Here is a 23,320-nt window from a genome sequence, read left to right as displayed (position 1 = left end):
ATCTCTGGGGCCTGGGTGTAAGTACATCCGGCTCACACCCCACCGAATACGCCTACCGAAACCCGCTTACGGCGCACGTTTCTGGCATTCGATCTGGTGTGCCTTCACTCACCGCGCCGCAAACGATCGTTTACGGCGGGGTGTATGCGCTCACGCGTCAGGTTTTGGCTCACTACCCGTTTCCTGCAGGCTGCTCTTTGATGGTTCAGCTTGGAGCGACTTCCCGACGCGGGCGGTCAAGTACAGGCGGTGCGCGGTGATGACGAGGGCAAGCCACCCGGCCCCGAGGAAGTAGGCCGCGAGGACGTCTGTGAACCAGTGGTGCCCGAGGTACACACGGGTCGCCCCGATTGCGACGGTAAGGTCGCCGCGATGGTGATCGTGATGATCCTGGTGGTCAGGCGTTGTTGGCGAAGGATGAGCAGGTAGGCGATGATGCCCGCGATGACCACGGCGTTGAGAGCGTGACCGCTGGGAAACGAGGGGGAATGCTCGTAGGGCGGGACGGCGTCGGTGAGATCGGGGCGTGCTCGGCCGATGAAGTTCTTTCCGGCGATCGTCATCAGCAGAGAGCCGATTCCGGCTGTTGTGATGAGTAGGGCGGGGGTCCATGAGTGTCGACGGATCGTGAGAACGATGATTGAGAGAACGGCGATGATCGGCATTCCGATCACTCCCGCGACGTCGGTGAGGGCGGTCGCGGCGGTGTCGAGCCATGGCGTGCGAATGCTGATGGCTGCGGCGAGGAGTGGCTTGTCGAGCCCGGCGACACCGTCGGACTCTGTGACCGCTTCGTAGATCTCGGCGGCGATGGCGGTGAGCGCGACCACGGCGACCATGCCGATGACCAGTGTGGTGGTCAAAGTGGCGTAGGGCCCCAACCACTGGGTCACGCGAGCAAGCTGACGCCCGAGCCGGGAGCGCCATGTCGTGAGATCTCGATCTCCGATGAATCGGTCCCGGCGCGTGTCATCGCCGTTCTTGTCCAAGGAGTCTGCGTCTTCGGGCGGTGGCTTCATCATGTCCTCTCGCGACGTCGATCGATTCAGCGCGGAGATCCCGTTGTGGTTCACCCGACATTCATCTTCGTTATCGATTCTCGCTATCGTAATCCGCTATAACGGATTCATGGCAGTTGAAGTGTCAGCGGACGACCTCAATGAGCACCGCGATCTTCTCGGGGGGCTGGTGAGCATGCACGTGCTGCACCATGCATCGGAAGAGGAGATCTACGGGACGTGGATGATCGAAGAGCTGGCCGGACACGGGTACCGCCTGTCCGCGGGCACCCTCTATCCCATGCTCCACAAGATGGTCCGCAACGGATACCTCACCGTGCGAACCGAACGCGATGGTCGCACCGCCAGGAAGTTGTACGCCGCCACCGACAAAGGTCGTCGCGGGCTCGCCGTAGCGCGAGAACAGATGCGGATCTTCACAGGGAAGGGCCCGGAAGCGTGACCGTGAATGCTGACGTCTCGCAGCCATCACGCCAGGGCTCGAGCGCGGAAGTGCTGCGAGTGTTCTCCAAGCTCGGAGTCACCTCGTTCGGCGGCCCGATCGCGCACCTAGGATATTTCCGAGACGAGCTCGTCCAACGACGCCGATGGCTCAACGACACCGAATACGGGGATCTGGTCGCCCTCAGCCAGTTTCTCCCCGGCCCCGCCTCCAGCCAGGTCGGCTTCGGGCTCGGCTTGTTCCGAGCAGGCCCCATGGGTGCGATCGCCGCGTTCCTCGCCTTCACGCTCCCATCCGCCGCGCTCATGGTCGCTTTCGCCTACGGTGCCCCGTTGTTCGAAGGAGCCGTGGGGGCTGGCATCCTCACCGGACTCAAGGTCGTCGCGGTCGCCATCGTCGCGCAGGCCGTGTGGGGAATGGCAAGCTCCCTCACCCCTGACGCCACCCGGGCATCGATCGCCGTGGCGGCCGCAGCCAGCGCCCTCCTCCTCACCGGGTCGGCGGGTCAGATCGGAGCGATCGTGGTCGGAGCCCTCGCAGGGCTGTTCCTCTGCCGAGGCTCCGCCACCGCAGCCTCGGCCATGGTTCGGTTCCCGGTCACTCGTCTCGCAGGGATCATCTCACTGATCCTGTTCGTCGCGCTGCTCGTCGGCCTACCGGTGCTCGCAGCGACCACACAGTCGGGATCTCTCGCCCTCTTCGACACCTTCTACCGCGCCGGCGCATTCGTCTTCGGCGGCGGGCACGTCGTTCTCCCCCTGCTGCAAAGCGGCCTCGTCGACACCGGCTGGATCACATCCGACCAGTTCCTCGCCGGATACGGCGCCGCCCAAGCCGTACCCGGACCACTGTTCACCTTCGCCGCGTACCTCGGCACCCTCTCAACCGTCGGACCGGGCGGCGTCGCGGGAGCAGCGATCGCCCTTGCCGCCGTATTCCTTCCCGGGTTCCTTCTCCTCACCGGCGTACTGCCCTTCTGGAACGACTTCCGGTCCCGACCATGGGCGCAAGCCCTCATGCGCGGCGCGAACGCCGCCGTCGTCGGCATCCTGGCAGCCGCACTCTACGACCCCGTCTTCACGACCGCAATCACCGGAACCGGCCCATTCGTACTCGCACTGACCTGCTTCGTGCTCCTCACCGCCTGGAGAATGCCGGCCTGGGCCGTGGTCCTCGTCGGAGCCGGCGGCGGCATCCTCGTCTCCCTCGTCAGCTGACCGAAAAGCCGACTCAACCTCGCCGGATACGTCTGCCGAAACGTAGATGCGGCTGGGGTTTTCGGACCCCAGCTTCACCGCTGCGGGGACACTCCGCCGCAAACGATGGCGGTCTCAACCCACCAACGCACCACGAGGGTAGATGATGCGTTGTCGTGGAGGCTGGGATGAGTGTGGTGACGTCGCTGCCAGCGGCAGTACAGGACGTCGTGTGGCAGGCATGGGGCGAGGGCGAGTCACTGCGGCGGATCGCCGATCGGGCCGGCGTCCCGTCGCATCACGTGCGCCGGTACTTGCTGCGTCATGGTGGGGTGCGACCCGCGTTGCCGAGACGCTCCCCACGGCATCTGAGTCCAGGTGAGCGGGAAGAGATCTCGCGTGGGATCGCTGCTGGTCTTTCTGCCCGGGCGATCGCCGAAGGGTTGGGGCGGTCGGCGTCGACGGTCTCGCGCGAGATCGCCCGCAACGGCGGCCGTGACGCCTACCGTGCGACGGTCGCCGATGAGCGTGCCCGCGTCGAAGCCCGGCGGTCGCGGGTGCCGCGTCTCGCGAGCGACGAGCGGCTGCGGGCGGTGGTGCTCTCGCGGCTCGAGCTGGACTGGTCCCCGCAGCAGATCGCGGCGTGGCTGCGCCGCGAACATCCCCACGAGCCGGGCATGTGGGTCTCGCACGAGACGATCTACCGCGCTGTCTATCTGCTGGCATCGCGGAACCTGCCGAAGAGCACGTACCAGCGGCTGCGGTCCGGTCGCACGATGCGCCGGCCCCGGCTCGTGAAGCGATCGCACGGGCGAGGGCATCTGCGCGACATGGTCTCCATCCACCACCGCCCCGCCACCGTGACCGACCGGCTCGAGCCGGGTCATTGGGAAGGTGACCTCGTCATGGGCAAGCGCCCGAGCGCGGTCGCGACCCTCGTCGAGCGCACCACCCGCTACCTGAAGATCGTGCCGCTGCCCGACGGGATCAAGGCCAAGGACGTCAGCATCGCGGTCGCCCGCGCCCTGTTCAACGTCCCACCCGGCATGTGCAAGTCCCTGACCTGGGACCGCGGCCGCGAGATGGCCGACCACGCCTTCCTCAGCGCACTCATCGACGCCCCGGTCTACTTCTGCGACCCCCGCAGCCCGTGGCAGCGCGGCACCAACGAGAACAATAACCGCCTCCTGCGCCAGTACCTCCCGCGGCGCACGAACATGAACGCGACGAGTAACGACGAGCTCGAACGCATCCAGAGGCTCCTCAACGAACGGCCTCGGCAGGTCCTTGAATGGGCGGCGCCGACGGAGAGGTTTCTTGAGACCGCAGCGGCGGCTCGAGAATTGCGCCGGTCGATGAGCAGATCCGACGCAGGCGTGCGAGCTGTAGCTGAGGAATGAAGCCGGGGCAGGCAATGAGAATCGGCGACTGTGATGTGTCTCTGCGAGACCGCCCACCGGGGATACCCCTTCGAGTCAGGAGGGCGACCAGCGTGGGCGTGGCGCCGGTCTGGGCGCAGCCACGATCACATCGGGCTTGTCACGTGGACGATCCTGAGTGGGCCTTCTTCAGGTGTGGGCGTCTCGAACCCGTCGATGTACGCGATCGCTCGCTCGCGCGACACAGCGATGTCGTCCGGGCCGGAGTTCTCGCGCTGGGCCAACCTGTCCAGGAGGATCGACCGCCTGGTGTCCAGGTAGTAGACGACCGGGACGACGCCGAGGGGGCGCAGAGCCGCCTGAACTCATCGCGCGAGGCACGGGACCAGAACGAGGAGTCCACGACGACGCCCTTCCCCTGCTTCACACAGTCGACGAGCTTGTCCTGGAGCGTTCCGTTGACGACCTGGCGCGCGTCGTCGCCGATCGGGTGGGTCCGGTGCCCGAGGGCCCACGCCTCGCCGTCGAACGAGACCCTGACATAGCCCCGGGCCTCCAGGCCACGCGCGTAGGTCGACTTCCCCGATCCAGCCGGACCGCACATGAGGATGACCTGGTCCACGTAGCCAACCCTATGCGGGCTCAACGCTGGTGAGGGACAAAGGCGGTGACGCCCGGGTAGGAGTCGAGGGCTGCATGACCACCTACGGCCGGCATCACCCGGAAATCCGCTTGACCATACCGCCGTGCCGTAAGCCGATCCCCTACCGAGACACCCCGCGCACGCCCACGCGGCGAGGCAGCACCTTGATGTCGACTGTCTCGATAGACCCGCTCGAAAATATGCCCGGTGAGGGCTGCCTATCTGCGACACTCACGGCATGACCGCGACGCTCATCGGGTACGCACGCTGCTCGACCGCCGAACAAGACCTCACCGCCCAACGCCAAGCGCTCGAGACGATGGGAGTCGACCCGAGACGCGTCTACGTCGACCAGGGCGCGACCGGCACCCACCGCGACCGGCCCGGGCTCCGCGAGGCCCTGGCCGCGACCCGGTCCGGGGACACGCTCGTGGTGACCAAGCTCGATCGCCTCGCCCGCTCGATCCGCGACGCGCGCGACATCGTCGACGAGCTCACCACCCACGGCGTCCGGCTGCAGATCGGAGGCACCGTCCACGACCCCAACGACCCGGTTGGCCGGCTGCTGCTCAACGTGCTCGCGATGGTCGCCGAGTTCGAGGCTGACCTGATCCGCGCCCGCACCCGCGAAGGCATGGCCATCGCGAAGGCAAAGGGCAAGCTCAAGGGCCGCAAGCCCAAGCTCACTCCTGCCCAGGAGCGTCACCTCGTCGACCTCCACCACGCCGGCAACCACACCTCCGCCGAGATCGCCGAGCTCTTCGGGGTCTCCCGCGCGACCGTCTACCGCGCCGTCGGACGTGCTCGACCTCTGGCAGCACGCTCGGGCGAGGCCTAGCCTCGATCCATGTGGAGACGTCATAAGCCGAAGCCGCTGGATGAGGTCGATCGCTGGATCAACGAGGGCCAGTCCGCCACCGTCGAGGACCGGCTCAACACCATCGCGCACCAGCACGCCGGACACTCGGAAGACGAGGTCCGAACCGCGCTGCAGTCCGCGAGGATCCCAGCTCCCGCGTCGGTGATCGACGGGCTCGCGTCCCGGATCTCTGTCCTCGAGCCCGCCCAAGGGACACGGGCCACGGTGCGCATGCGCACCCACGATCCCCGCTGAGCTCGACGCTAGAGTTCCTCGGAGTGAAGGTGGTGCGTTGATCGGTTGAGACCGCCGTTGATTCGGGTGTGCGGGTGACGCTCGGAACGTGTACGTCTGTGAACTCCATGACCATGCCCGTGCGGCGTGCGGCGTGCGGCGTGCGGCGTGCGGCAGCGCCAGATTCATAAGACTGACTACGAACTTCCCGGGTTCCTCGTGCATGCACAAGTGTGCCGAGTTCCTGGTACATCAACCGGGCACCGAACATCGCCCAACTGGACGCCGGTGTCCAGACAATCCTGCGGCTGCTGGAGCTCGCGCCCAAGCTGAACGTGGTGCTGCTCCAGGGCAGCATGCGGAGCGTGCTTGGCGTGCCTGCACTGATTCTCTGTGCCGTGGCCATCGACAAAGTCAAGGAGCGGAGGAGTCCGCCGCACGTCGAACATCCGCGATGTGTTTTGTGGCTCTTGACGCCAGCAAGGATCGCCATCGTCGTCGATTTTCGGTGTAGGGCTGCGGTAACTGAGTGATAACCCGGAGGTTCTACAAGGAGCATTCAGGACAGACGCCCACCTAGTGAGCCGGATGCGGTTGGCGTGAGATCGACGACAGGGACCTACCGCGGTGATCTCCGTCCGGCGGCGACGGTGGGGAGGTTCTTCATCGCGTGATACGTCTCCTCCTACTTGTCGTCACCAGCCAGGCGCACCTGCCAAGGATGCCGAGACCAAGAAGCAGCGCGAGTATCGCTGTTGCCCCATCTGCTCCCGTAGAGGGGAGGGGATCCTCGAACATGTTGGTAAAGACGATGCCGACGAAGCGCCCTTCACCACGAACCTTGAAGAGCCGGTAGACAGCCGCATCATCTTGCCTCCCACGGTCGATGAACCTGCTTACCACGAGAGCCGCTTGGTACAGTTCCAAAATGGATGACTTCGCCTCAGCGTCCGCGCACGTCCAGCCTGATGTCCAGGTGCGTGGTGCCCGGGAACACAACCTCAAGGACGTCGATCTCACCGTCCCGCGCGATGCGATGGTTGTGTTCACGGGCGTGTCCGGTTCGGGGAAATCCTCGTTGGCTTTCGGTACGTTGTACGCGGAGTCGCAGCGGCGCTACTTGGAGTCAGTTGCCCCGTACGCGCGGCGTCTGATCGACCAGGCGGGCGTCCCCGACGTCGACTCCATCACTGGGATGCCGCCCGCCGTCGCGCTGCAGCAGCAGCGCGGCGGGCGTAGCGCGCGCTCCTCTGTGGGCAGCATCACCACGTTGTCGAGTGTGGTGCGGATGCTGTACTCGCGAGCCGGTGAGTACCCAGATGGTCAGCCGATGCTCTACGCCGAGGACTTCTCCGCGAACACCGTGCAGGGCGCCTGCCCCGAGTGCCACGGCATCGGACGAGTCTACGAGGTGACCGAGGCGCGGATGGTCCCCGATCCTTCACTCACCATCCGGGAACGCGCCATCGCATCGTGGCCGACCGCCTGGCACGGACACCAGCTGCGCGATGTGCTGGTCGCGCTCGGCTATGACGTGGATGTGCCGTGGAAAGATCTGCCAAAGAAGGATCGGGACTGGATCCTCTACACCGACGAGACTCCGTTCGTCCCGGTTCACTCGCGACTCACGCTCGCTGAGGCTCGACGGGCGATCCAAGCGGGGATCGAACCGAGCTACTCAGGCACGTTCGTCGGCGCGCGACGATACGTGCTCGACACGTTCGCGAACACGAAGAGCGCGTCGATGAAGCGCCGCGTCGCCCAGTTCATGAGCGCAGCGGTGTGCCCGGTGTGCCAGGGGAAGAAGCTCAAGCCCGAAGCGCTGACGGTCACGTTCGAAGGCCTGGACATCGCCGACTTCTCGGCTTTGCCGCTGCGTGAGTTGGCAGAACTTCTCGTGCCCGTCGTCGCTGAATCCGACCTCGAGGACGAGACCTCCGGCGCAACGATAGACGTCGAGACCAGGCGCGAGGCCGTCGCACAACGCGTCGCTGCAGGCGGGTCTGCGCACTCCGCTGCACCCGATCTCCGTCGCACGCCGAATCGGTCCGCCGAGAAGCGCGCCGCGGCAGCGCGCCTCGGTGCCGAGCTGCTGGACCGACTGCGCCCCATCATCGACCTCGGACTCGGCTACCTCTCGCTGAGCCGTACGACGCCGACGCTGTCCGGCGGGGAACTGCAACGACTTCGACTCGCCACGCAACTCACGTCGGAGTTGTTCGGTGTCGTCTACGTCCTCGACGAGCCGTCAGCCGGTCTCCATCCGCACGACGTCACCGCGTTGCTGGGTATCCTCGACGGCCTCAAGCAGCGCGGCAACAGCCTCTTCGTCGTGGAACACTCCGTCGATGTCATGCGGCACGCGGACTGGCTCGTCGACATCGGTCCGGGTGCGGGTGAACGTGGCGGGCGCGTGCTCTACAGCGGCCCCACGGGCGGGCTCGCGGACGTCGACGATTCTGTGACACGCGGGTACATCTTCGGGGGCAGCGGCCTCCCACCGCACGAGCCCCGTGCCGCTCACGATTGGCTGCAGTTGGAGCACGTCACACGCAACAACCTGCGGGACGTATCTGTGGCTCTGCCGCTCGGGACGCTCACGGCGGTCACCGGCGTGTCCGGGTCGGGGAAGTCCAGCCTTGTCAGTCAGGTCCTGCCAGCCCTCATCGGTGCCAGGCACGGAGACACCCGTCGCATCGAGGAGGACAACGCAGAGGCCGACGATCTGCTTCTCGCTGACGAGTCCGATGAACTGGGTGGGTCGGTCGAGGGCGACCTCACGACGGTCCGACGTGTCGTGAGCATAGATCAGAAGCCCATCGGCCGCACCCCCCGCTCCAATGTCGCCACCTACACGGGGCTCTTCGATCACGTGCGCCGCCGGTTCGCAGAGACTCCCGAAGCTCGGGCGCGCGGGTACAAGCCCGGTCGGTTCTCCTTCAACGTCGCAGGCGGCCGCTGCCCGACGTGCGAAGGCGAAGGCTCCGTGATGGTCGAGCTGCTGTTCCTGCCTTCGGTCTACACCGTGTGCCCCGACTGCCACGGCACCCGCTATCAGTCGAGCACCCTGGAGATCACCTGGCGAGGCCGCAACATCGCGGAGATCCTCGCGATGAGCGTCGAAGAGGCCCACGACTTCTTCGCCGGCGAGTACGATGTGATGCGCTCGCTCACCTCGCTGGTCGATGTCGGGCTCGGGTACCTGCGCTTGGGGCAGCCCGCTACGGAGTTGTCGGGTGGAGAAGCACAACGCGTGAAGCTCGCCACCGAGCTGCAACGGGCGCAGCGCGGTGGCACTCTTTACGTGCTCGATGAGCCCACCTCCGGTTTGCACTGCGCTGACGCGGACCGGCTCGTCACGCACCTCCAGACTCTCGTGGATGCCGGCAACACAGTCGTGATGGTGGAACTCGACATGCGAGTGGTCGGCGCAGCCGACTACGTCATCGATCTCGGGCCGGGAGCCGGTGACAACGGCGGCACAGTGGTCGCGTCCGGAACGCCAGCAGAGCTCGCCGCGTCGAGAAACAGCGCTACAGCACCGTATCTCGCCGCCGCCCTCGCCGAGGCCGCGACGCTGACGTCAGAGGCATAACCGGCTCTTCGCCGTGGAGTGTGGGTAACGGGTGACGCGCCGGTAGCCGGGGCTGCTCGGGAGATGGGTCGAGGTCCCCGAGGATCAGAGGACTTCTACCTCATCTGATCGCGAGGACCTCGACGATGACCGAGCCTACGACCTGCTGGTCGGTCTCGACGGGCTAAGAGCGATCCCGGTCGAGCGCCGCGGGCGCGACGCGCTGACCGTGACGGTCGAGTCGCCGCCGGGTCCGATCGGCTGCCCGGGCTGCGGCGTGCTCGCGATCGGTCACGGCCGCGCGCCGGTGCCGCTGGTGGATGCGCCGGCGAAGGGTCGACCGGTCCTGCTGCTCTGGCGCAAGCGCCGCTGGCGCTGCCCCGAACCGGCCTGCGTGGTCGTGACCTTCCTGGAACAGGATGAGACGGTCGCAGCGCCGCGGTCGAAGCTGACGCGGCGGGCGGCATGGGGGGCGACCGAGCAGATCCGCCGGGAGCACGCCTCTGTCAACGGCATCCGGCGGCAGCTCGGCACGGGCCGGCGGACCGTCTGGGACACGATCCGGCCGCTGCTGGAAGCTGCCGAGGCCGACCCGGCAAGGTTCGATGACGTGACCGTGCTGGGCGTGGACCCGCACATCTGGCACCACGTCTCCACGAGGCCGATCGGCTCCGGCGGGCGCGGGGCGAAGGAGCTCACCGGCATGATCGACCCTACCCGCGACGTCCACGGCGGCACGCGGGCGAGACTGCTCGATCTCGTCCCTGGCCGGTCCGGCGAGGCGTACCGGTCGTGGCTGCACGATCGCGGCCCGGCGTTCCGTGACCGGGTGGAGATCGCGACGCTCGACCCGTTCCGCGGCTTCAAGAACACCATCGATGAGCAGCTCGAAGACGCCCGCGCGGTCCTCGACGCGTTCCACATCGTGAAGCTTGGCACCAAGGTCGTCGACGACGTGCGACGCCGCGTGCAGCAGCAGATGCACGGGCACCGCGGCCGCAAGGGCGACCCGCTCTACGGAGTCCGCAACATGCTGCGCGCAGGCGAGGAACACCTCACCGATCGGCAGCGCGCCAGGCTCAAGCGAGCATGGGTAGCCGAATCTGGCAGCGCGAGTTCCTCGGCTACTTCGACACCGGCGGCGCGAACAACGGCGGTACCGAAGCCATCAACGGCCTCATCGAGCTCCACCGCCGCATCGCCCGCGGCTTCCGCAACCGCGACAACTACCGCCTGCGCATGCTGCTCATCGGCGGCGGGCTATTCGCATGACCCACGCTCGACGGCGAAGAGCCCGAATGGCGCGACCCCCGCAAGCGTGTACAGAGCGTATGCCCTGGGATCAAGCAGCGGACCCGTTCACTATCCCAGCTCGATCGCTACACACATCAACGCAAAGCGAGCCCCTTGACACGTGGTTCCTGAGGGCGTCCGCTAACTCGCGAAGGGCTGCATTGTCAAGTCCCTGCCAGGAAGCTATCAAGGCCAGAAGGCTACCGAGCAACACCATCAGATCGGAGTAGACATGAAAGCAGTGGTGTACGAGGGACCCCGTCAGATCAGCACGAAGGAGGTCCCGGACGCGAAGATCGAGCGGCCCACCGATGTCCTGGTCAGGGTGACGACGACGAATATCTGCGGCTCGGACCTCCACATGTACGAGGGGCGGACCTCCTTCGAGGTAGGCCGGACGTTCGGCCACGAGAACATGGGGGAGGTCATCGAGGTCGGTAGTGGCGTGGAGAAGGTCAGGGTCGGAGACCGGGTTGTGCTCCCGTTCAACATCTCGTGCGGGTTCTGCAAGAACTGCGAACGCGGCCTGACCAACTACTGCCTCACCACTCAGCCCGACCCATCACTCGCCGGTGCGGCCTATGGGTTCGCCGACATGGGTCCCTACGGCGGTGGCCAGGCAGAATTGCTCCGGGTGCCTTTCGGTGATCACAACGCTCTTCGCCTGGGCGAGGATGCCGAGGAGAAGGAGAACGACTACGTCATGCTCTCCGACATCTTCCCCACCGGCTACCACGCCACCGAGATGGCCGGCGTGATCCCCGGTGACAGCGTCGTGATCGCCGGGGCGGGTCCGGTCGGGCTGATGGCCGCCCTGTCCGCGACGATCAAGGGTGCCGCAAAGGTGATGGTGGTAGATCGCCACCCTGACCGGCTCGCGCTGGCCGAGCAGATCGGCGCTATTGCTATCGACGACTCCAAGGTCGACCCCGTGCAGGCTGTGCTGGACGAGACGATGGGGCTCGGAGCTGACCGTGGTTGCGAATGCGTGGGCTACCAGGCCCACGATCCGCAGGGCAACGAGGACACCGCCGCCACCTTGAACATGCTCATCAACTCGGTCCGCTTCACCGGAGGGATTGGCACCGTCGGCGTGTTCGTCCCCCAGGACCCGGGGGCCGAGGGCGAATTGGCCAAGCAGGGCAAGGCGGCCATCGACTTCGGCACACATTGGTTCAAGGGGCAGACCATGGGAAGCGGTCAGGCCCCGGTCAAGCGGTACAACCGCCGGCTACGAGACTTGATCGCGGCCGGCAAGGCGACTCCTTCCTGGATCGTCTCCCACGAAATCTCGCTGGACCAGGCTGCCGATGCCTACAAGAACTTCGACGCCCGGTCCAAGGGTTGGACCAAGGTCCTCATCAAGCCCGGCATGTCAAACGGAAAGAAGGAAAACTGAGATGGCAGCAGATCTTCAGGGCAAGAGGGTCGCGATCCTCGCCGCCGACGGGGTCGAGCGCGTTGAGCTCGAGCAACCCCGCGAAGCACTGGAACGGGCCGGCGCTCAGACCGAGGTCCTTTCGATCCACGACGGCGAGATCAAGGCCCGTGAGAACGACCTGGATGAAGCGGGCACGTTCACCGTCGACGGGTTGGTCGCCGACGCCTCGGTGGGCGACTTCGACGCCCTGCTGCTTCCCGGCGGCACGGTGAACCCCGACCAACTCCGGGTTGACCCCGACGCGGTCTCCTTCGTCCGCGAGTTCGTCGAAACTGGCAAGCCCGTTGCCGCGATCTGTCACGGGCCGTGGACGTTGATCGAGGCCGGCGTGGTCGAAGGTCGCACCTTGACGTCCTTCCCGAGCATCCGAACGGACCTGCGCAACGCCGGTGCGGACGTCGTCGACCAGGACGTCGTGGTGGACGGGAACCTGATCACCAGCCGCTCGCCCGACGACCTGCCTGCGTTCTCCGAAGCGATAGTGTCCCAACTCGTGGGCACCACGACAAAGAAAGAGGAGAAGTCATGAGTGTGACCAAGGGATTGCTGGTCAGGTTCGAGGCGTTGCCCGGGAAGGAGGACGACGTGAAGGAGTTCCTTGACAGCGGCCGTGCGCTTGTTGAGGACGAGCAGGCGACCGCCGCGTGGTTCGCGATCCGTCTCGGCCCGTCCTCATTCGGGATCTTCGATGTGTTCCCCGATGACGCCGGCCGCGACGCGCACCTGTCCGGCGCAGTTGCGACCGCTCTCGGCGAGCAGACGGGCAACCTGTTCAGCGAGCCGACGATCGAGAAGCTCGACGTCCTGGGCTCCAAACTCCCCGCCTGACACCACAGACCGGGAGTACTGGCCCAGAAAGGAGGGGTCGTTGCGCGCGGTGGCTTCGGGCTTGCACAGCCCGCTGACGTCGTGGCAGCGGCCCCTTCCCTTGCCGTCCTACCGCTAATCACCAACAGATCGGGGAACCGCGATGACAGGAACTGACGACGGCGTTGCCACGACGCGTTCACCCGAGGTAGCAGTGATCGGGGCCGGGATCGTCGGTCTGTCGACGGCGTACGCGCTGCGGGAGCAGGGCGTACCGGTGCGCTTGTACGAGGCTGGTGTGCCCGGGACGGGTCAGTCCGCAGGCGAGTCGCGGATCTTCCGGCATGCCCACGACGACCCGCGACTCGTCGCTTTCGCGCGCGAAAGCCGCGGCGTCTGGGATGAGTGGTCCGAACACTTCGACGTCGAACTGGTCTCATCAGACGGTGTCCTGGCGATCGGAGACAGCGCCCTGGCGCGGCTGCGGGTGCTCGACCAGGTCGGCGGCGTGAAAGCGCACGAGATCGATGCGGCCGAGGTCGCCCAGCGGATGCCGCTGCTTGCTGGGTACTCGGGGCCAGCGGTGCTCGACGAGTCGGGCGGCGCGATCCGCACCCGCGCCGCGATCACGGCACTCACGGGTGCCCTCGCAGATGCTGTCACCACCGGTGAGGTCATCTCCATCGATCCCCGCGGCGACGGGAGGGTCGAGGTGCGCAGCGTCACCGATCGGGCTGTTTACTCCAAGGTGGTCGTGTGCGCCGGCCGCGAAACCGCCCGCCTGGCACGCAGCGTCGGCCTGTCGCTGCCGGTTCGCCTTGCCGCTCACGTCAGGCTGACCTTCGACGTGAAAGCCGCCGCCCCGGCACGAGTCGCGTGCCTGCAGGACAGCAGCGGCGTATTCGGCGAAGTCGGCGTCTACGCGACGCCGCTACCGGGCAACAGCAGCTATTCGGTCGGGCTCAGCGACACCGTCGGCGTCCGCGACGACGGAACTTTCATCGACCCGGCGGCGATTCGATCGCTGGATGAACGCGCACGCGAGTACGTGACACGGGCGCTGCCCGGTCTCCACCCGGAGCCGCGCGACTTCCTTCACTGCTGGGTGACCGATCTCCCGTGGAGTGAGGACGGCGTGGCCGTGTGGGAGGCAGGCTCCGTCCTTTTTGTGGCCGGTCACAATTTGTTCAAGCAGGCACCTGCGCTGGGTCGCGCTCTTGCCCGGGCTGCGACCGGCGGCGGTCTCCGCGCCGAGCTCACGCACGAAGCGCGCCTCGGCGAGGCCCAGAGCTAGGGCGTGTCTCCCAATCGCCGGGGGGGACCCGCAATTCTGGACTCGTCACGATGGGGTCACGTTGGGGGCTGCGTGCAGTGCGGCGGTGAGGTAGCCCGCGGAAGCACGGACACCTTTGTCCGCGACGACGCACCGCGACCTCAAGGACGGTGGGTCGCCACCCCAGCGGCTCGTGCGCGAGTCGACGGATGACCGTGTCCCGAGCAGCGCCCTCGGCGCCGCAGCGTCGGCACCACTCATCAGGGGTCAGGACCCGGCAGGCGAGCACCGATCGCGCGGGCTCGAGGCGTTGATCGGTCACGACGAGGTCGAGCTCATCGAGGCGGCAGAACGTGGTCAGGTCAGGTCAGGGCGGGCGAACGCGCCAGAGCGCTCGCCGGCGGTAGCGTCAGACAAGTCGAGGTCTCTCGGATGCAGCGTGTGGGAACCTTCATCCTCGGGAGACCGCGACGTCTATCCCGGGACCGCCACGCCGACGCCAACTACACCCTCATCTGGGATGAGCCTGATCAGGTCGTCGGTTCGATTCCGACAGGCGGTTCCGGCGAACAGCCCCTGACCTGCGGAAACGCAGGACAGGGGCTGTTCGGTTCTGGTGGTCGCGCGATACGCTGGCCTCACGGCTCTGCCCGACACCGACGTCGCTCTCCTCTGCGACGGACCCCTCGCCGGCTGAGCGCTCGCGGCCGGCATCCTGTCCGTGCGCCGGTAGGCCTCGCTCCGCTTGGCAACGCGGCGGGGTGTTGTGTCGCGACCTGGACGTGCGAGGTGTCAACGGTGCGTCGGCGCAGTGATCGTTGTGTGCGCAGCGAGATGCTCCACGCCGCACGCGCGGCGCGCACGAACGCAACGGCCCCGGAACACCAACGACCCGTCATCGCTGCGACGCGCAACGCGTCTCCCGTCACGGCCACGGATCGCAGCCAAGACCCGCCCACAGCGCCTAGTGGGACGGGAGGGCAGGTTGCCACAGTTGCGCTGCCATGGAACCGCGCTTGCTCTCTCGATGACCACCGGTGAACCAGTGCCGCTCCAGGCTTGCGCCTGGTGTTGCCTGGCCTCCCCGGGATCGGCCCGTCGGGGGCCGTCAACGTGGTACGGGTGTCGAGGCGGTCGGGTCCGACGGCTCGACGGGGCTCGATCGTCTCGTGCGTTGGCGGACTACGGGAGCTTGGACGCGAGGACGTCGGCCGCCAGGATCTCGGGTGCTTCGCTGAGAAGGTGCTGGTTGGCCATCAGGGCTGCGACGATGGCGCCGTTGGCGTGGGCGTCGCGAGCGGCCTCGTCGGGGAATGCATCGAAGATCCAGAAGGTGTCGGCGTGGGTCCTGACCGCGAACCAGACAATTGTTCCTACTTCTTCGTTGGCGAGTGCGACAGCGCCGGCGAGCAGATCGGCGAGCGCGTCGTGCTGTCCATCGGTCGCGACGATCTTGGCGAGGAAGGCATACGGAAGTGATGCGGGTGTGGACATGAGGGACTCTCCTTGAGCTCGGGGTTCTTCGTGGGACGAGTTCAGCGTATGACGAGCGAGGGCCGGTTAGGAGTGGCGTATACGGCAGTATTGCTATTGTTTACGTCATGCGTATTGGACTGATCGCGATCGACGGCTGCTTCGGTTCGGCTATCGCGTCGATCATCGACATCGTGCGGGTGGCCGACGGAGCCCGCGGCGATGTCGACCCGCGGATCGACCCGATCGAACTCGCCATCCTCGGACCGAAACGGCGAGTGACCACGACGGCATCGATGACCCTGTCGGTGGACCACCCGCTGTCGGAGTCCGGAGAGTTCGACGTGGTCGTCGTCCCTGCGCTTGGAACCCTTACGGCCGCGGCTACCAACGACGCCCTCCAGAGCCGAGATGTTCGTTCGGTCATCGCCTCGCTCGGGCGCCTCGACGAGGCGACCACACGGATCGCCGCGGCGTGCACCGGCGTGTTCGCCGTCGCCGAGACCGGACGGATGCATCATCGGCGGGCGACGACCAGCTGGTTCCTGGGGCCGGAGTTCCTGAAGCGCTATCCGACCGTCGCCCTCGATCTCGACACCATGGTCGTGGTCGACGGGAACCTCGTCACCGCAGGCGCCGCATTCGCCCACATCGACCTCGCGCTCTCACTCGTGCGATCGATCAGCCCCGACCTAGCCCAACATGTCGCCAAGCTCCTCCTCATCGACGAGCGCCCGTCGCAGGCGGCCTTCGTCGCCTACGAACATCTCCGGCACGAGGACCCGATCGTCGTCGAGTTCGAACGCTTCGTGCGCGCCCGCCTGGACGAACCGTTCAACGTCGCCTTCGTCGCGCAGTCGCTCGGCACCAGCCGGCGCACCCTCGAACGACGAGTCCGTGCGGCGCTCAACCTCACTCCGCTCGGCTTCGTCCAACGGCTTCGCATCGAACGAGCTCGGCACCTCTCAGCAACCACGGACCTCACCTCCGCCGAGATCGCGCTACGGGTCGGCTACGCGAACGCCGAGACTCTGCGCTCCCTCCTGCGCAGGGAGCGACGCCGTTCCTGACCTATCGCCATGCCTGTAGCCGGTGTGCTAGTGCTCGACTGGAACCACCTCTCAGCACGTCGCGTCGACGCTCCTGCGTCGCCCCCTGGACGACCCACTCGACACGCCCGCAGCACAGGCCATGTGACGTGTCCCGACTTCCCGGACGGTCGGGGTTGGGTGGCTGTGATGTCGCTGCGTTCTCGTCGAGAGCATCAGCAGACCCGATCAGAGTCGATTGGGATAAGACGCGAAGGTGGTCAGGTCAGGGCGGCCGAAGCCGGCCGGCGGGGTAGCGTCGGACACGTCGAGGTCTTTCGGATGGATGGCGTAGGAACCTCCTTCGACCTCTGTCCGCATAGATAGGTCCTCGGGATCTACTTGCATCGCGGCTTCGAGGAGGGCGCTACCCAAACGCCCTCTGAGCGGCCCGAGGTGAGCTTGAAGGACGACAAGAGCCTCGAGCTCCTCGACGTGCGCGGGGTCGGAGAACATCAGGCCGGCGGGCGTGGCCACAGCGGCGGCGTCGGCGCTTGCGTCGACGTTGTTGCCATGCCCCGTGGCTTCCAGCCACCGAGCAACCTCCGACGCATCGAACATCAACCCCGGACCGTCGCCGGGAGTCGGTTCTGGAAACGCATCCTGCCCTTCGCGGAAGCGACGCCGCCACATCGACACAACGGGGCACCGGACGTGTGCGAGGTCCGCAATGCCCTGCATCGACACGAGTATGCGAGGTGGCATGTCCTCGTTCTCGAGTGCGGCGGCGGTGGTCATGGATACAAGCTAGCGAAGACTACGGTCGTTCCTTAAATCTAGTTGATAAGCGCCCTTATCAATGCTTCTGCGCAATGCTGTCGACGTTCTCCCTATCGTCGGTGCTGCGGGTCGATCATCGGCTCGTGAGGTCGCCAGCCGGTGGCATCTCAGCAGCACTACTCACCTGTCAGGAGGACAGAGCATGGCAGATCGCCGCATCACGCATAGCCGCAAGGACACCCGCGGGAACATCACCGCCGTCGGCTACCCGGGCCAGTACTGGTCGCCGAGGCCGACGGCCGATGCGATCCGTGACATCGAGTCCCGGGCGCACACGTACTTCGTGCAGTGGCCGGAGAAGCGGACCGAGGTTCGCGTTGTTCAGGGCGCCACGGGCAAGTACTTGCGCACCGACCGGGACTCCACCACTCGGAACAACCTCGACGACATGCCGAACCTGTAGGGGACAGGTCCGGACGGGGCGCGACCGAGTTGATCTCGTGTCGCGGGTTCGCTGGGAGGGCGGCGGGTGGGGGCCCGCCATCCCAGCGAACCGCTGTCGTGCTGGGTAGTTCGACACGGTGTTCCGCTGACCCGCGGAACCCAGCGCTATCCCTCGGAAGCTTCTTGAATCGCCGCTGCGAGTTCGTAGTAACCGACGACCGCGGTAGCGAGCTGTTGCGCTCGCACCCAGGTGAGAGTTGACTGCCCGGTCGCCTCGAGCGCAACGCGCGAAAGCACGGCGAATCGCCAATTCCCGATGTCGAGTTGGTTGAACTGCTCTCGCCCGGCGAGATTCGCGGCGAGAACGTAAACGTCGGCGTTGTAGGTCGACTCGGCGGCGTAGGTGTTCGTCTCAGGGTCGAGGAGCTTTCCGCGGAGACCTGAGAACGCGAGCGTGGACGGCTGGCGCTGCGCCCACCGCTGCACGAGTGCGCTGGACTTCACCTCAATGCGGATATCCCCCCACAGAACATCGAACGCATCCCACTCGACGCGCACCGGCCGCTCCACGCCGGTGGCTCGCCAGACGAGGTACTCGGCCAGCCAACCACGAACATTGTTCGTCGTCACGTCGGGCAACGCGAACCGCCAGAAGTCAGCGACCGATGCGTTGACTCCGAGTAGCCGCTCGTCACCGGTCAGGGGGTCCAGTGGGGGAGGCTCGACCATTGTCATGCCGCGAGCCTATCGGCCGTTTTCTCGCTGGCGATTCTCGGTTGGACCTCCGCTCAACCCGAGCGCTACATCCGCGCAGGCTGCTCGTTCTTCACGTAAACCGGATTCGCGTTGACGCGGTAATACTCCAGCCATGCATCGCGGAGCACAACGTCTTCAATGTCCCGCCCGACAAACACCCCACCGTTCCCGCTGTGAGTTTCAATTTCGTCCCACCCGCCATGCTGCCCGACGAACCCGCTAGTGAGTTCATGCCATGTCGGGTTCAAGTGCCGGGTATCGGCTTGATGCTTCTGGGGAATCACCTCTCCCGAGACAGCGCAACGTACCTCACCCGCGGCGAAGTCGATATCTCTCCGTGCGAGGCGTCCGCTGTCTAGGGCGAAAGCAAGCGCGCTCTTGACATTCGCGGCCTTCGTCGGGCTGTCAATCACGTGGTGATAGCTCCAGTCCCGTTGCTCACCATCGGTGCGAACGACGATGATGGCGCGCTGATTACGCCCCACCGCTTCCTTCCCGGGCAGACGCCACGTCGCCTCGATGTAGAAATGGTCGATTCCGGGACCGATCTTCTCTGTCGCGTCTGAGTGCAACTCAAGCACCTCGGAGAGGATCTGGTGATGCGTTCCCGTGGGAATCCGCTCGCCTACGTCATAGGCGTGCAGTATCTCGTCTCGGATGTAGTTCTTCGCTGCGGTGCGTGAAGCGAACGTCCGCGACGGGAGTACAAAAGGAATCGCCAACTCAGTCCCCGATCTGTCGGCAGCGCGCCAGATGCGCTGGCGATACCGTAGCGCACACAGGGATGCCGCTGGATGACTTGTCCGTTAGGACCGACGTATCGATGCGCCAGGCGACCATGTTTTCTGGATTCGAACCGGTCGTGGCCGCGACGATGTCGCATCTCCTTCGGTGGTCGCTGTGGGTCGCGGGAGCCGCCGATATCCCACTACTTTGGAGACATGTTCGGTCATGACTTCCCGCATCGTCGTTGCTTAGAGGCGGACGGGACACTTCCCGCGCCTCGCGCAGGGAGAAGTGTCTGTGAGTGATCCGGCGCTCCCGCTCTCGCTTATGAACCGAGATCGCTTCCTGGCGCTCTTCTACGAGCCCGAGCGGTTCGACATCCATGCGAAGACTGTCCTGCACCTTCATGTTCTTCGTGTTGATGGTGGAGACTTCGCCATCAAGCCGCTGTTCAAAGAGCTAGTGAACAACAGCATCAGTTATGTCTTGTCGAGGCAAAACCTTGAGAAGCTCACCAGCGATCTGAGCCGCATGGGCGAGTTCTTTCGCAAGACTCAGATGCAGTTCAAAGCACCGGATCCGAACGCCGGTGAGGGCGGTGAGCTACTGCTGTACTCGTTCCTCGAGGGGCATCTAGGGGCGCCAAAGATACTCTCGAAGATGGAACTCAAGACCTCTCCGGAGCACTATGTCCACGGCACGGACGGCGTACACCTGCTCGAGGTCGCCGAAGGGGACTATCAGCTGATTTTCGGCGAGTCCAAGATGTACGGTGACGCTGGAGTTGTCGGGGCGAGCGTGGAGCGGGGTATCAAGGCAGCGTTCACCTCAATGGGCAAGGTTCAGGAAGATGACTTCGACTTTGACACCTGGCTCGTCGAGTCCGAACTGCTCAAGGAAAGCCTCGACCCGGCGAAGGTCGAGCTGCTGGCGACGATCTTGCTCCCGCCGGCCTCCGGTGGTGTGCAGATCACCAAGTCCAACGCCTTCGGTGTCTTCATCGGTTTTGAACTCGACGTGACGGAGTATCCATTCGCCGAATACACCGCCACCCAGATCGAAGAACACCTACGGGCAATAGCGCTGACGGCGATCACGGATCAGATTGACACCGTAAAGTCTGAGATCCAGAAACGGGGTCTCGGCGGCTACCAGTTCCATATCTACGCCGTGCCGTTCCTGAAGCGGAACGTCAACGGCACGGTGCGCGGCATTGAAGATGTTCGTATTGATCTGGCCTCGGAGCTAAGCGGCAAGAATCTCCGTCCTCCCAAAAAGCAGGTGACAAAGTGACCGAGCGTACCGCTGCCGACGTGCTCAGCGAGATGATCGTCGCTCGCCCGGACTTTCGTGCGGTGTATGGCAAGCTCGAGGGAGCTGTCGCCAGCTCTTTCCTGTCGAGCGACGCGTCCGTTCTGCTCGACGCGACCGAGGCGAAGCACCTGCTCCGCTACGCCGACGTGCTGTCGCACTCCAGAGACGCAGGTCATCGTGAACTGGCCTACACGACCATCGCGCTCCTCCGCGAGTACGACGCTGCAGTCGGACTCGGCGACGAGCTCAGCGACCGAGTGCTGGCAATTGCCGAGGCGGTCTTGGCGCAACTAGGCAATTTCCCTGGAATCAGTACCCTCCAGAAGGGGGTCGGGAGCCGCTACGCCCTTCCGCTGTCGCGGGGCACGCTGCGCATCGCGAAAGAAGTCCTGCAGCGCACCAGTAAAGGCGACGCCATCCTGACGGACACGCAGTACGCAATCACCGAGAAGATGCGCGGTGAAGACTACTTCAGCTTCTCCGGACCCACCTCGCTCGGCAAGTCCTTCATCATCAAGGATGCGCTGTACGACATCGTTCGACGCGACGATCTCAACGACCACTGCGTCGTCGTGCTCGTTCCGACCAAGGCACTCATCGGGCAGACAGCGGCAGACCTTCGGAACCTCCTCGCCGAGGTGCCCGAGGTCAACGTGGCGACCTACCCGTCTCTCCCGAAGCTGCTGCGCCAGAAATATCGGCGCACGATCTTCGTGCTGACTCCCGAGCGCTTGTTGCGCTACCTCGCCAACCCGGTGCGAGAGATTGACTACCTCGTTGTTGATGAGGCGCAGAGGGTCATCGCGACCAACGATGCCCGAAGCTCGCTGTACTACCACGCCATCGTTGAAGCAACGCGGCGCTTCGCGACAAAGCTCGTGTTCGCATCGCCGAGCATTGAGAACCCGGAGCTATTCCTCGAGCTGTTCGGCAAAGCCACGAACGGCGCCCTTACGGTGCGCGAACGCACCGTGGCGCAGCAGCGCTACTTCGTCGACCTCGTCGCAAAGAAGCAGTACTACTTCTCTGGGCTCAACACCGCCCCACAGGAAATGGTTCAGGCGCCGACCGAGACCAACGTGGTCGACCTGGTGCTCACTCGCAGTGGCGAGCGCAAAGCAATCATCTACATCAACGGGTCGCTGAAGTCTGCTGAGTTCGCGATGCGTCTCGCTGCGAAGCGCCCCACCGTGACCAGCGACAAAGTGGACGAGCTGATCAAACACGTCCGCGAGTATGTGCACAAGGACTACTTCCTAGGAAGTGCCCTCAGCAGAGGCGTCGCCTTCCACCACGGCAAGATGCCGCAGGAGGTGCGCGAGCGAGTTGAAGAGGCCTTCTCCGATCCAGATTCGCCGATCCAGTTTGTGGTCTGCACGTCGACGCTCCTCGAAGGCGTCAATCTACCGGCGAAGAACATCTTCGTGCTGAGCGACAAGCACGGAAACAGCTCGTTCACCAAGATCGACTTTGAGAACCTCGCCGGGCGTGCTGGCCGCCTCACCTTCGACTTCTCCGGGAACGTCGTTTGCGTCCGTGAGGAGGTGAATCGATGGGCGGACACAACACGGTCGCTCATCCCTCGCGCCGAACCGGCGAGGGCCGAAAGTTTCCTCGTGAGCCCGCCCAACAATCGCAAGAAGGAGTACACCGACATTGCGCGGATTCTTCGCGGCGAAGCGCTCCCGGGAAAGCCCTCTGCGGACCACCAGCGAAGCGTCGAGCAGTATGCATCGATCCTGACCTTGCATCAAATCGACAACCAGCAGACACCACTGCGCAGCTACTTCCTCGACAAAGTGCAAGGCGGCCGCGACATCCTGAAAAAGGCGGCTGCATCCGTGGTTGTTCCGCCTGACGTGCTGCGAAGATCGCCGAACATCTTGCCGGAGTACCAGGACAAGGTTTGGGCAGAACTCACCTCAGGTGCCGCGGAACCGCTTGTTGCGGACGACGCCGACCTCAACGATGTTGAGACGTTCCTCAACGTCCTTCGCCGCTTGAGTGGGCTATACGGCTGGCGCACAACCGAGGTCGCAGGTACCGACCCGCTCATGCCGAAGAATGCTAATGCAGATGGCTGGGATCGGCGTCTTTACTACTGGGCCCTACTTATGCGGGGGTGGGTGAGGGGCGATCCGATCAGTCGAGTCATTTCGAGCTCAGTCGCCTACTACTCGCGCAACGGGTGGATCACCTACCGTGATTACACGTTGGAGGAGAGCCTCGTACGCGAGCCGTTTGACCGAAAGTCTGCGAAGCACATCAATCTCATCATCGAGTGGACGCTCCGCGACATCGAAGGCGGCTTGCGGTTCCGCATTATTGGCTACCTTCAGAATTTCTTCGACGTCAGTGTCATGGCGCTCGGTCATGACGCATCTGGGATCAACGTCGCGACGCTCGTCGAGTACGGTACAGCGGACCAACGCGCCATCCAGCTGCAGGAGGTTGGCTTCGGCCGAACCGTAGCGACAGAGCTGCTGACGGACCATTTCGACGCGTTCTCGTTCTCGTCCTCGGATGAACTAGACGGCTTCGACTACGAGAAAGTTCTCGCCAGTGCCGAGCTATCCGACGAGGCCCGGGATGAGGTTCAGAACATCATGGTGAAGGTTGACGTCGAGGTTGCGAGCTGA

21 protein-coding genes and 2 pseudogenes are annotated in these 23,320 nt (G+C 65.0%); 15 read left to right on the top strand and 8 right to left on the bottom strand.

All coding sequences use genetic code 11. From position 1 onward, the window contains the following. Positions 1-236: 236 nt before the first annotated feature. Entirely contained in the window at positions 237-1,022 is a 786-nt protein-coding gene (locus ACFV3I_RS13135; protein WP_378823099.1) for a phosphatase PAP2 family protein, read from the bottom strand. Positions 1,023-1,128: 106 nt separating this feature from the next. Between ACFV3I_RS13135 and ACFV3I_RS13130 the strand changes: the two genes are divergently transcribed. From ACFV3I_RS13130 to ACFV3I_RS13120, 3 genes are all read left to right on the top strand, one after another. After that, positions 1,129-1,461 (top strand): PadR family transcriptional regulator, encoded by a 333-nt coding sequence (locus ACFV3I_RS13130; RefSeq protein WP_365763876.1) that lies wholly within the window; start codon positions 1,129-1,131, stop codon positions 1,459-1,461. 2 nt (positions 1,462-1,463) lie between these two features. After that, positions 1,464-2,678: a chromate efflux transporter gene (gene chrA, locus ACFV3I_RS13125; protein ID WP_378823228.1), complete on the top strand. Its 1,215-nt coding sequence runs from the start codon at positions 1,464-1,466 to the stop codon at positions 2,676-2,678. Positions 2,679-2,845: 167 nt separating this feature from the next. Next, the gene (locus ACFV3I_RS13120; protein WP_378823098.1) at positions 2,846-4,057 is read left to right on the top strand and encodes an IS30 family transposase; all 1,212 of its coding nucleotides are present in this window, start codon (positions 2,846-2,848) and stop codon (positions 4,055-4,057) included. Between the two features lie 139 nt (positions 4,058-4,196). Here the strand turns inward: ACFV3I_RS13120 and ACFV3I_RS13115 are convergent, their stop codons facing one another. Next, the gene (locus tag ACFV3I_RS13115; RefSeq protein ID WP_378823226.1) at positions 4,197-4,640 is read right to left on the bottom strand and encodes an AAA family ATPase; all 444 of its coding nucleotides are present in this window, start codon (positions 4,638-4,640) and stop codon (positions 4,197-4,199) included. Positions 4,641-4,917: 277 nt separating this feature from the next. Here ACFV3I_RS13115 and ACFV3I_RS13110 point away from each other — a divergent pair, with 277 nt between their 5' ends. Both ACFV3I_RS13110 and ACFV3I_RS13105 read left to right on the top strand, forming a co-directional pair. Further along, the gene (locus ACFV3I_RS13110) at positions 4,918-5,517 is read left to right on the top strand and encodes a recombinase family protein (RefSeq protein ID WP_171467210.1); all 600 of its coding nucleotides are present in this window, start codon (positions 4,918-4,920) and stop codon (positions 5,515-5,517) included. Between the two features lie 9 nt (positions 5,518-5,526). Next, complete coding sequence (locus ACFV3I_RS13105) at positions 5,527-5,793, top strand: hypothetical protein (protein WP_114552731.1); 267 nt, start codon at positions 5,527-5,529, stop codon at positions 5,791-5,793. Positions 5,794-6,435: 642 nt separating this feature from the next. Here ACFV3I_RS13105 and ACFV3I_RS13100 read toward each other — a convergent pair. Continuing rightward, on the bottom strand, positions 6,436-6,699 hold the full coding sequence (locus ACFV3I_RS13100; RefSeq protein ID WP_378823095.1) for a hypothetical protein: 264 nt from the start codon (positions 6,697-6,699) through the stop codon (positions 6,436-6,438). Position 6,700: 1 nt separating this feature from the next. Here ACFV3I_RS13100 and ACFV3I_RS13095 point away from each other — a divergent pair, with 1 nt between their 5' ends. The 6 genes and pseudogenes from ACFV3I_RS13095 to ACFV3I_RS13070 all read left to right on the top strand — a co-directional run bounded on the left by ACFV3I_RS13095 (position 6,701) and on the right by ACFV3I_RS13070 (position 14,181). After that, entirely contained in the window at positions 6,701-9,367 is a 2,667-nt protein-coding gene (locus tag ACFV3I_RS13095) for an excinuclease ABC subunit UvrA (RefSeq protein ID WP_365768167.1), read from the top strand. Positions 9,368-9,512: 145 nt separating this feature from the next. After that, positions 9,513-10,618, top strand: a pseudogene (locus ACFV3I_RS13090) (transposase). Between the two features lie 253 nt (positions 10,619-10,871). Beyond that, positions 10,872-12,038 carry a glutathione-independent formaldehyde dehydrogenase gene (locus tag ACFV3I_RS13085; RefSeq protein ID WP_378823093.1) on the top strand — a complete coding sequence of 389 codons (1,167 nt, stop codon included), beginning with the start codon at positions 10,872-10,874 and terminating at the stop codon, positions 12,036-12,038. Between the two features lies 1 nt (position 12,039). Continuing rightward, entirely contained in the window at positions 12,040-12,609 is a 570-nt protein-coding gene (locus ACFV3I_RS13080; protein ID WP_378823091.1) for a type 1 glutamine amidotransferase domain-containing protein, read from the top strand. Next, positions 12,606-12,908, top strand: a complete 303-nt coding sequence (locus tag ACFV3I_RS13075; RefSeq protein WP_378823089.1) for a putative quinol monooxygenase — start codon at positions 12,606-12,608, stop codon at positions 12,906-12,908. The genes ACFV3I_RS13080 and ACFV3I_RS13075 overlap by 4 nt, the downstream gene beginning before the upstream one ends. Positions 12,909-13,050: 142 nt before the next feature. Continuing rightward, complete coding sequence (locus ACFV3I_RS13070) at positions 13,051-14,181, top strand: NAD(P)/FAD-dependent oxidoreductase (protein ID WP_378823088.1); 1,131 nt, start codon at positions 13,051-13,053, stop codon at positions 14,179-14,181. Between the two features lie 124 nt (positions 14,182-14,305). Here the strand turns inward: ACFV3I_RS13070 and ACFV3I_RS13065 are convergent. Together ACFV3I_RS13065 and ACFV3I_RS13060 are read right to left on the bottom strand one after the other, a co-directional pair. Continuing rightward, positions 14,306-14,577, bottom strand: a pseudogene (locus ACFV3I_RS13065) (ISL3 family transposase); the annotation flags it as partial. A gap of 765 nt (positions 14,578-15,342) precedes the next feature. After that, positions 15,343-15,654, bottom strand: coding sequence for a putative quinol monooxygenase (locus ACFV3I_RS13060; RefSeq protein WP_378823086.1), 312 nt, complete (start codon positions 15,652-15,654; stop codon positions 15,343-15,345). Between the two features lie 107 nt (positions 15,655-15,761). Here ACFV3I_RS13060 and ACFV3I_RS13055 point away from each other — a divergent pair, with 107 nt between their 5' ends. Continuing rightward, complete coding sequence (locus tag ACFV3I_RS13055) at positions 15,762-16,703, top strand: GlxA family transcriptional regulator (protein ID WP_378823084.1); 942 nt, start codon at positions 15,762-15,764, stop codon at positions 16,701-16,703. A gap of 207 nt (positions 16,704-16,910) precedes the next feature. On the opposite strand, the gene ACFV3I_RS13050 is transcribed toward ACFV3I_RS13055, so the two are convergent. Beyond that, a complete protein-coding gene (locus ACFV3I_RS13050) occupies positions 16,911-17,459 on the bottom strand; it encodes a hypothetical protein (RefSeq protein ID WP_378823082.1) in 549 nt (182 codons plus the stop codon). A 184-nt stretch (positions 17,460-17,643) separates the two neighbouring features. Between ACFV3I_RS13050 and ACFV3I_RS13045 the strand changes: the two genes are divergently transcribed. Then, positions 17,644-17,904 carry a DUF3892 domain-containing protein gene (locus tag ACFV3I_RS13045; RefSeq protein WP_378823080.1) on the top strand — a complete coding sequence of 87 codons (261 nt, stop codon included), beginning with the start codon at positions 17,644-17,646 and terminating at the stop codon, positions 17,902-17,904. Between the two features lie 146 nt (positions 17,905-18,050). On the opposite strand, the gene ACFV3I_RS13040 is transcribed toward ACFV3I_RS13045, so the two are convergent. Next, on the bottom strand, positions 18,051-18,620 hold the full coding sequence (locus ACFV3I_RS13040) for a hypothetical protein (protein WP_378823078.1): 570 nt from the start codon (positions 18,618-18,620) through the stop codon (positions 18,051-18,053). Positions 18,621-18,685: 65 nt separating this feature from the next. Further along, positions 18,686-19,363 (bottom strand): DCL family protein, encoded by a 678-nt coding sequence (locus ACFV3I_RS13035; RefSeq protein ID WP_378823076.1) that lies wholly within the window; start codon positions 19,361-19,363, stop codon positions 18,686-18,688. A gap of 301 nt (positions 19,364-19,664) precedes the next feature. On the opposite strand from ACFV3I_RS13035, the gene ACFV3I_RS13030 reads away from it, so the two are divergent. Both ACFV3I_RS13030 and ACFV3I_RS13025 read left to right on the top strand, forming a co-directional pair. Next, on the top strand, positions 19,665-20,660 hold the full coding sequence (locus ACFV3I_RS13030) for a DUF1837 domain-containing protein (protein WP_378823074.1): 996 nt from the start codon (positions 19,665-19,667) through the stop codon (positions 20,658-20,660). Next, on the top strand, positions 20,657-23,320 hold the full coding sequence (locus ACFV3I_RS13025) for a DEAD/DEAH box helicase (protein ID WP_378823072.1): 2,664 nt from the start codon (positions 20,657-20,659) through the stop codon (positions 23,318-23,320). Before ACFV3I_RS13030 ends, ACFV3I_RS13025 begins: the two co-directional genes overlap by 4 nt.

It is taken from the genome of Microbacterium sp. NPDC059771 (genome assembly GCF_042732495.1).
Taxonomy (GTDB): Bacteria; Actinomycetota; Actinomycetes; order Actinomycetales; family Microbacteriaceae; genus Microbacterium; species Microbacterium sufflavum.
This window is presented reverse-complemented; position numbering and strand designations above follow the sequence as displayed.

What these genes read in the sequence shown, in the direction of transcription:
- ACFV3I_RS13130 (WP_365763876.1), top strand. Translation starts at nt 1,129, where the DNA reads ATGGCAGTTGAAGTGTCAGCGGACGACCTCAATGAGCACCGCGATCTT.
- ACFV3I_RS13070 (WP_378823088.1), top strand. Translation starts at nt 13,051, where the DNA reads ATGACAGGAACTGACGACGGCGTTGCCACGACGCGTTCACCCGAGGTA.
- ACFV3I_RS13120 (WP_378823098.1), top strand. Translation starts at nt 2,846, where the DNA reads ATGAGTGTGGTGACGTCGCTGCCAGCGGCAGTACAGGACGTCGTGTGG.
- ACFV3I_RS13045 (WP_378823080.1), top strand. Translation starts at nt 17,644, where the DNA reads ATGGCAGATCGCCGCATCACGCATAGCCGCAAGGACACCCGCGGGAAC.
- ACFV3I_RS13040 (WP_378823078.1), bottom strand. Translation starts at nt 18,620, where the DNA reads ATGACAATGGTCGAGCCTCCCCCACTGGACCCCCTGACCGGTGACGAG.
- ACFV3I_RS13055 (WP_378823084.1), top strand. Translation starts at nt 15,762, where the DNA reads ATGCGTATTGGACTGATCGCGATCGACGGCTGCTTCGGTTCGGCTATC.
- ACFV3I_RS13050 (WP_378823082.1), bottom strand. Translation starts at nt 17,459, where the DNA reads ATGACCACCGCCGCCGCACTCGAGAACGAGGACATGCCACCTCGCATA.
- ACFV3I_RS13085 (WP_378823093.1), top strand. Translation starts at nt 10,872, where the DNA reads ATGAAAGCAGTGGTGTACGAGGGACCCCGTCAGATCAGCACGAAGGAG.
- ACFV3I_RS13060 (WP_378823086.1), bottom strand. Translation starts at nt 15,654, where the DNA reads ATGTCCACACCCGCATCACTTCCGTATGCCTTCCTCGCCAAGATCGTC.
- ACFV3I_RS13115 (WP_378823226.1), bottom strand. Translation starts at nt 4,640, where the DNA reads ATGTGCGGTCCGGCTGGATCGGGGAAGTCGACCTACGCGCGTGGCCTG.
- ACFV3I_RS13110 (WP_171467210.1), top strand. Translation starts at nt 4,918, where the DNA reads ATGACCGCGACGCTCATCGGGTACGCACGCTGCTCGACCGCCGAACAA.
- ACFV3I_RS13095 (WP_365768167.1), top strand. Translation starts at nt 6,701, where the DNA reads ATGGATGACTTCGCCTCAGCGTCCGCGCACGTCCAGCCTGATGTCCAG.
- ACFV3I_RS13105 (WP_114552731.1), top strand. Translation starts at nt 5,527, where the DNA reads ATGTGGAGACGTCATAAGCCGAAGCCGCTGGATGAGGTCGATCGCTGG.
- ACFV3I_RS13080 (WP_378823091.1), top strand. Translation starts at nt 12,040, where the DNA reads ATGGCAGCAGATCTTCAGGGCAAGAGGGTCGCGATCCTCGCCGCCGAC.
- ACFV3I_RS13075 (WP_378823089.1), top strand. Translation starts at nt 12,606, where the DNA reads ATGAGTGTGACCAAGGGATTGCTGGTCAGGTTCGAGGCGTTGCCCGGG.
- ACFV3I_RS13135 (WP_378823099.1), bottom strand. Translation starts at nt 1,022, where the DNA reads ATGATGAAGCCACCGCCCGAAGACGCAGACTCCTTGGACAAGAACGGC.